This is a genomic window from Inquilinus sp. (assembly GCF_057815775.1).
On sequence record NZ_JBYRFX010000943.1, the window covers coordinates 23,384 to 29,731 of the forward strand.

The following is a 6,348-nucleotide window of genomic DNA, read 5'->3' on the forward strand; positions in this document are numbered from 1 at the left end:
GCCGCCGGCCTCACCCGCCGATGAACTCGAACCCGGTCTTGCGGCGGAAATTGTGCGTCGCCTCGATGGTCCGCACCGTGCCGCTCTTCGACCGCATGATGATCGAATGGGTGATGGCGCCGCCGGGGATCAGGCGCACGCCGCGCAGCATCGGGCCCGCGGTGACGCCGGTCGCCGCGAACATCACGTCGCCGCCGGCCAGGTCCATCAGCCCGTAGACGCGGCTGAAATCCTCGATGCCCTGGCGCTTCGCCCGCTCGCGCTCGTCGTCGTTGCGGAACAGCAGCCGGCCCTGCATCTGGCCGCCGATGCAGCGCAGCGCCGCGGCCGCCAGCACGCCTTCGGGCGCACCGCCGGTGCCGAGATACAGGTCGACGCCGGTGCCGGCCTCGGCCGTCGCGATCACGCCGGACACGTCGCCGTCGGAGATCAGCATGATCCGGGCGCCGGCCTCGCGGATGCGGGCGATCAGCTCCTGGTGCCGCGGCCGGTCGAGCACGCAGACCACGAGGTCGGAGACGTCGACCCGCTTGGCCAGGGCCAGCGCCTTGAGGTTCTGGGCCGGGGTCGAGTCGATGTCGATCAGGTCCTTCGGCAGGTCGCCGCCGACGGCGATCTTGTCCGTGTAGACGTCGGGGGCCTTCAGGAAGCCGCCCTTGTTCGCCATGGCGATGACGGCCAGCGCGTTCGGCCCGCCCTTGGCGGTGATGGTGGTGCCTTCCAGCGGGTCGAGCGCGATGTCGATCTCCGGCCCTTCGCCGGTGCCGACCTTCTCGCCGATATAGAGCATCGGCGCCTCGTCGCGCTCACCCTCGCCGATCACCACTTCGCCGTCGATGGCGAGGCTGTTCAGCGCCTGGCGCATCGCGTCGACCGCGGCCTGGTCGGCCTGGCGCTCATCGCCGCGGCCCATCAGGCGCGAGGCGGAGAGCGCCGCGGCTTCGGTCACCCGCACCACTTCGAGCGCGAGGTTGCGGTCCATCGCCTGGGGCTTCGCTTCCGGCCGTTTCATGGTCTGTCGGGTCCTTTTGGCCCTGGCCCTGCCACCGAAGCGGCGGGCCGATACATCAAGATGGAGACACCGGCCGCGAACGGCCGGGGCGGAGAAAGGTCACAGGTCTTCAATGCGGATGACGTGCGGCGGTTCCAGCACGGCGTCGAGCGACCCGATCGTCGCCAGCAGCCGGCTCATCGCCGCCTCATCCGTCTCATGGGTGATGATCACCAGCGGCACGGCATCGCCGGGCGACCGGCCGCGCTGCAAAAGGCTTTCGACCGAAATCTGCTGGTCGCGCATGGCGGCGGCGACATCGGCGATCACGCCCGGCCGGTCGACCACCATCAGGCGCAGGTAATAGGCACCGCGGCGATGATCCATCGCCACCACCGGCAGGGTATCGAGCCGCGCGGCCGGGATGCCGAAGGTCGGCACCTTGAGGCCGCGGGACAGGTCGACCAGGTCGGCAACCACGGCCGAAGCGGTCGGCCCGGCGCCGGCGCCGCGGCCGGTCATCATCACCTGGCCGACGAAATCGCCCTGCGCCACCACGGCGTTGAACACACCTTCGACATGGGCGATCGGCGAGGCCTCAGCCACCATGCAGGGATGCACCCGCAGCGACAGCCCTTCGGCCGTGCGCCGGGCGATGCCGAGCAGCTTGATGCGGAACCCCAGCTCCTCGGCATAGGCGATGTCGAGCGCCGAGATCTGGCGAATGCCCTCGATGTGCAGATCGGCGAAGGTGACCGGGGTGTTGAAGGCCAGGGCCGCCAGCACCGCCAGCTTGTGCGCGGCGTCGACGCCGTCGACATCGAAGCTGGGATCGGCCTCGGCATAGCCGAGCTTCTGCGCCTCGGCCAGGACCTCCGAGAACTCGCGGCCCGTGGTCCGCATCTCGGTCAGGATATAGTTGCAGGTGCCGTTGAGGATGCCGAACACCGCCTCGATCCGGTTGGCGGCCAAGCCTTCGCGCAGCCCCTTGATCGCCGGGATGCCGCCGGCCACCGCCGCCTCGAAGGCCAGGGCGACGCCTGCCTCCTCCGCCGCCGCGGCCAGGGCCGGGCCGTGCATGGCGATCAGCGCCTTGTTGCCGGTCACCACAGGCTTGCCATGGGCGATCGCGGTCTCGCACACCGCCTTGGCGATGCCGTCGGAGCCGCCGATCAACTCGACCACCACATCGATCTCGGGGTCGGCGGCCAGGGCCACCGCGTCGTCATACCAGCGCACGCCGTCGAGCGAGACGCCGCGGTCGCGGTGCCGGTCGCGGGCCGAGACGGCGGCGACGACGATGCGCCGGCCGCTGCGCTGGGCCAGCAGATCCGCATGGGTCTGCAGCAGGCGGAGCACGCCGCCGCCGACCGTGCCGAGGCCGGCGATGCCGATCCGGAGAACAGGAGTCACGATGCCGCCTGCAAGGTGTCGGGTCCCACGGTGTCTGGCCCCACGGTGTCGGGCCGAAGACTGGCCGGTTCCGGGTCGTTCCGGCGCCGGCTCAGGAAGGTCTTGATGTTCTTGCAGGCCTGCCGGATGCGCTGGTGGTTCTCCACCAGGGCGATTCGGACATGGCCGTCGCCGTATTCGCCGAAGCCGACGCCCGGCGCGACCGCGACCCCCGCCTCCTCCAGCAGCAGCTTGGAGAAGGCGAGCGAGCCCATCTTCAGGAAGGGTTCGGGGATCGCCGCCCAGACGAACATGCTGGCCTCGGGCTTCTCCACCGGCCAGCCGGCGGCGCGCAGCCCTTCGACCAGGGTGTCGCGGCGCAGGCGGTAGCGCGCCCGCATCTCGTCGATGAAATCCTGCGGGCCGTTGATCGCCGCCGTCGCCGCCACCTGCAGCGGGGTGAAGGCGCCGTAGTCGACATAGGACTTCACCCGCGCCAGCGCCCCGATCAGGCGCTTGTTGCCGGCGGCGAAGCCGACGCGCCAGCCGGCCATCGAATACGTCTTGCTCAGTGACGTGAACTCGACCGCGATCTCGCGCGCCTCGGGGATCGCCAGGATCGAGGGCGGCGGCGCCGTGTCGAAATAGATCTCGGCATAGGCCAGGTCGGACAGCACCCAGATGCCGTGCTTGCGGCAAAACTCGATGATCGGCCGGTAGAAGTCGAGGTCGACCACCTCGGCCGTCGGGTTCGACGGGTAGTTCAGCACCAGCGCGGTCGGCTTCGGCACGCTGTGCCGCACCGCCCGCTCCAGCACGTCCATGAAATCGGCGCCCGGCGTGAGCGGCAGCGATCGCACCGACGCGCCGGCGATGATGAAGCCGAACATGTGGATCGGGTAGCTCGGGTTCGGCACCAGGATGATGTCGCCCGGGCTGGTGATGGCCTGGGCCAAATTGGCCAGGCCTTCCTTCGACCCGATGGTGACGATGATCTCGCTCTCGGGGTCGAGATCGACGCCGAAGCGGCGCTGGTAATAGGCAGCCTGGGCCCGGCGCAGAATCCGCGCAGCCACGGCTATTCTACCTCGCGCGGCATTCCCGGCCTGCGCCGCCTCGGTCAGCTTCTCGATCACATGCTTCGGCGGCGGCCCGTCCGGGTTGCCCATGCCGAGATCGATGATGTCTTCGCCCCGCGCTCGCGCCGCCGCCTTCATCGCGTTCACCTCGGCGAACACATAGGGCGGCAGGCGCTTGATTCGGTGGAAGTCCTGATCGGTCATCGGTATCCCCCCGACGCCCATGTCGGGGCGTCCGGTGCTTGGCTTACTGGGCGAGGTAGATTTCGACTCGGGCGGCCTGGTCGTCGGTGATGTTCGCCCGCGTGTCGGCCGAACCACCGGTGACGATCCGGGCCGGATCGACACCGGCCGCACGCAGTGCCGCCGCCACCGCCTCGGCCCGCGCCTTGGCCTGGCCGGCGCCGTCACCGGCGCCGAAGCCGACGACGCGCAGCTTCGGGCTCTGCGCCGTCTTCGCCACCTGCTCGACCGTGCTGTTGCCCGCGGCCGGCATGGTGGTGCTGCCGCCGTCGAACTTGACCGTGCCGACGACCCGGTTGGCGAAGCTGAAGGCCGGCTTCGGTTCCGCTGCCGCCGGGGCCGCCGGCGCCGCGGCCGCCTGGCCGGCGGCGCGGTTGCCGAAGCTCAGTGCGCCGGGCGCGCCGGAGGCGGCGCGGTCGGCTTCGAGCTGGTTGCGCACCACCGCCTGCTGTTCCGGTGTCGGCAGGTCTTCCGGCTTCTGCGGCACGGTGGCGAGATTCGGGTAGGTCTGCGGCGAGGCCGGGCGCGGCATCGCCTCCATCGCGGCCGGCGCGGCGGTGTTGCGGCGCTGGCCGAAGCTCAGCGGCGCCACGGTGCCGGTCGGCTGCTGCTGCGGCTGGGCCGCGGCCTGCTGCTGTGCCGCCTGCTGCTGCGCCTGGAAGGCGGCCTGGCGCTGGGCGTTGAGCTGGGCCTGGCGCTGCCCCTGCATCGCCTGCTGCTGCTGGGCCCGAGCCTGCTGCATGGCGGCGCGGTCGGCGTCGGTCGCCTCCAGGGCCGGGATCGCATAGGTCTTGGCTGGCCCGGACTGCGCCGTCCCCAGGGGACCGCCGACGCTGGGCACGGGCGGCGGTTCGGCCGGTCCGAGCGGCGCGACCTCGGCCGTCTGGGCCTTCGGCACGGTGGGTTGGACGTCGCCCGTATAGGGCGTGCCGTCGAAGAGACCCCCGCCACAGCCGGCCAAAGCGAGGCCGAGCATAGTGGCGGCGATCACGCCATGGGCCTGGCGGCCGGGGCGGGCGGAGAGGAGCGGGAGAGAGCCGGTGCGACGCATGGGCACGTGCCTAGCACACTTCGTTGAAAGGGTGGACTGGAAAGAGAATGGCCGTGCAAAGTGGCGGATAAGCGGCGTTCCATGCTCGAAAGACCGCAACGGGCGGCGCCGCGGCCGAACAAGGGACGCCAGCCCATGACCGAACGCCCCCGCGCCGGATCCGACCAGCCCAAGCCCGGCCAAGCGAAAACCGATTTCGCCGCCGCCACCCCGACGACGGATCCGGCGGAGCTGGCCCGCCGCATGATGGAGATCGCCGATCGCAGCACCGGCTGGTCAACGCCTTCCTGGAGAAGCAGCGCGGCACCGAGACGCAGGATCTCGACCCGCTGAACATCGGCTCGGCCTTCCTGGCGATGACCAAGCGGATGATGAGCGACCCGACCCGGCTGCTGCAGACCCAGATGTCGCTGTGGCAGGACTATGCCCAGCTGTGGGGCCGCACCACCCAGCGCCTGCTGGGCCAGGAGGCTGAGCCGGTGGTCACGGCGGAAAAGGGCGACAAGCGGTTCAAGGACCCGGCCTGGAGCGAGGTCGCCGTGTTCGACTTCATCAAGCAATCCTACCTGCTGACCGCGCGCTGGCTGCAGGGGTCGGTGCGCGAGGTCGAGGGGCTGGACGCCAAGGCGGCGAAGAAGGTCGATTTCTACACCCGCCAGTTCATCGACGCGATGGCGCCGTCCAACTTCGTCGCGACCAATCCGGAGGTGCTGCGCAGCACCTTGGAATCCCGCGGCGAGAACCTGGTCAAGGGCCTGGAGAACATGCTGGCCGACCTGGAGCGTGGCCATGGCGAGCTGGCGATCAGCATGACCGACCGCGACGCCTTCGAAATCGGCCGCAACATCGCCGTCACCCCCGGCAAGGTGGTGTTCGAGACCGAGCTGATGCAGCTGATCCAGTACGACCCCGCGACCGAGATGGTGGCGCGGCGCCCCCTCCTCATCGTCCCGCCCTGGATCAACAAGTTCTACATCCTCGACCTCAAGCCGCAGAACAGCCTGATCCGCTGGGCGGTCGAGCAGGGCCACACCGTCTTCGTCATCTCCTGGGTCAACCCCGATGGCCGGCTGGCGGCCAAGAGCTTCGCCGACTACATGCTGGAGGGGCCGCTGGCCGCGCTGGGCGCGATCGAGCAGGCGACCGGCGAGCGCGAGGTCAACGCGGTCGGCTATTGCCTGGGCGGCACGCTGCTGGCCAGCACCCTGGCCTGGATGACGGCCAAGGGTGACGACCGGATCAGGAGCGCCACCTACCTGACCACCCTGACCGACTTCACCGACCCCGGCGAGCTGGGCATCTTCGTCGATGAGGAGCAGCTGCAGTCGCTGGAGGAGCGGATGGCCGGCAAGGGCTATCTCGAAGGCGGGGCGATGGCGTCGACCTTCAACCTGCTGCGCGCCAACGACCTGATCTGGTCCTTCGTCGTCAACAACTACCTGCTGGGCCGCGCCCCCTTCCCGTTCGACCTGCTGTACTGGAACAGCGACACGACCCGGATGCCGGCGGCGATGCACAGCTTCTATCTGCGCAACATGTACCAGGAGAACCGGCTGGCCCAGCCGGGCGGCATCAACCTGGCCGGGGTGCCG

The 6,348-nt window shown here is 70.0% G+C and carries 4 protein-coding genes and 1 pseudogene; 1 reads left to right on the forward strand and 4 read right to left on the reverse strand.

Annotated features, from left to right (window positions below):
* Window positions 1-10 precede the first annotated feature (10 nt).
* The 4 genes from glpX to AC3XYG_RS33670 all read right to left on the reverse strand — a co-directional run bounded on the left by glpX (window position 11) and on the right by AC3XYG_RS33670 (window position 4,756).
* A complete protein-coding gene (gene glpX / locus AC3XYG_RS33655; RefSeq protein WP_489144251.1) occupies window positions 11-982 on the reverse strand; it encodes a class II fructose-bisphosphatase in 972 nt (323 codons plus the stop codon).
* 129 nt (window positions 983-1,111) lie between these two features.
* A complete protein-coding gene (locus AC3XYG_RS33660) occupies window positions 1,112-2,404 on the reverse strand; it encodes a homoserine dehydrogenase (protein WP_489144248.1) in 1,293 nt (430 codons plus the stop codon).
* Window positions 2,401-3,666 (reverse strand): LL-diaminopimelate aminotransferase, encoded by a 1,266-nt coding sequence (locus tag AC3XYG_RS33665; protein WP_489144249.1) that lies wholly within the window; start codon window positions 3,664-3,666, stop codon window positions 2,401-2,403. Before AC3XYG_RS33665 ends, AC3XYG_RS33660 begins: the two co-directional genes overlap by 4 nt.
* A 43-nt stretch (window positions 3,667-3,709) precedes the next feature.
* Complete coding sequence (locus AC3XYG_RS33670; RefSeq protein ID WP_489144250.1) at window positions 3,710-4,756, reverse strand: OmpA family protein; 1,047 nt, start codon at window positions 4,754-4,756, stop codon at window positions 3,710-3,712.
* A 243-nt stretch (window positions 4,757-4,999) separates the two neighbouring features.
* Between AC3XYG_RS33670 and AC3XYG_RS33675 the strand changes: the two are divergent.
* Window positions 5,000-6,348: pseudogene (locus AC3XYG_RS33675) on the forward strand (PHA/PHB synthase family protein); the annotation flags it as partial.

Coding starts and splice junctions, on each gene's coding strand:
- glpX (WP_489144251.1), bottom strand. CDS start 982: ATGGACCGCAACCTCGCGCTCGAAGTGGTGCGGGTGACCGAAGCCGCG.
- AC3XYG_RS33665 (WP_489144249.1), bottom strand. CDS start 3,666: ATGACCGATCAGGACTTCCACCGAATCAAGCGCCTGCCGCCCTATGTG.
- AC3XYG_RS33670 (WP_489144250.1), bottom strand. CDS start 4,756: ATGCGTCGCACCGGCTCTCTCCCGCTCCTCTCCGCCCGCCCCGGCCGC.